Here is a 727-nt window from a genome sequence, read left to right on the forward strand (position 1 = left end):
CCCAGGTACTGCGCGCCCGAGTCGATCAGCAGCAGGCCTTCGGCCACCAGGCCCTGCGGTGTGCTGATGGGTGAGAAGGCCTCGGGCGTGGCGCGGTAATGCGGCAGGGCGCCGTTGGCGTTGAAGCCCGCGATGGTGGGGAAGCTCAGCGACGCGTAGCCGGGCTGCTGGGCTCGCTCGGCGGTCATGCGCTCGTCGATGGTCAGCTCGCTGACGTGCTCGCGGCCCAGGGCTTGTTCGAGCCAGGCGTAGAAGGCGCACATGGCCGCGCCGTCGCGCTCCATGGCTTCGCGGATGTGCGCGGCCTCGGCGTCTGTTTTGCGTGACTTGGCCAGGGTGCTGGGGTTGATCGCCTCGATCACCCGCACGCTTTCGGGCACGGCCTCGCGCAGGCCCCAGGTGGTGCGCTTGGGATCGAGCCAAAGCACAGCGCTGTCGGGCAGTTTGGCGAGTGCGGGCAGAGCCTGCTCATAGGGGCGGCATTGCACGCCATCGGATGCCAGCCGAGCGGCCAGGGCGGCATCGACCTTGCCTTCGCCCACGAAGAGCTCGGCACCATCGGGCGAGACCAGCAGGTGCGCCAGGAAGACCGGGTTGTATTCGACGTCGGCGCCGCGCAGGTTCAGCAGCCAGGCCAGGTCGTCGAGCGTGGCGATCCAGTGGTGGGTGGCGCCACGCTCGGCCAGGGCTTGCCGCACGTGGGCCAGCTTGTCGGCGCGCGAGATCG

1 protein-coding gene is annotated in these 727 nt (G+C 69.7%); it reads right to left on the bottom strand.

The features are described from left to right. A partial coding sequence (locus B2W70_RS10780) for an aminopeptidase P family N-terminal domain-containing protein (RefSeq protein ID WP_286745623.1) occupies positions 1–727 on the bottom strand: 727 nt, incomplete at both ends.

This window comes from Aquabacterium sp. UBA2148, from assembly GCF_002328915.1.
Classification (GTDB): domain Bacteria; phylum Pseudomonadota; class Gammaproteobacteria; order Burkholderiales; family Burkholderiaceae_C; genus Aquabacterium; species Aquabacterium parvum.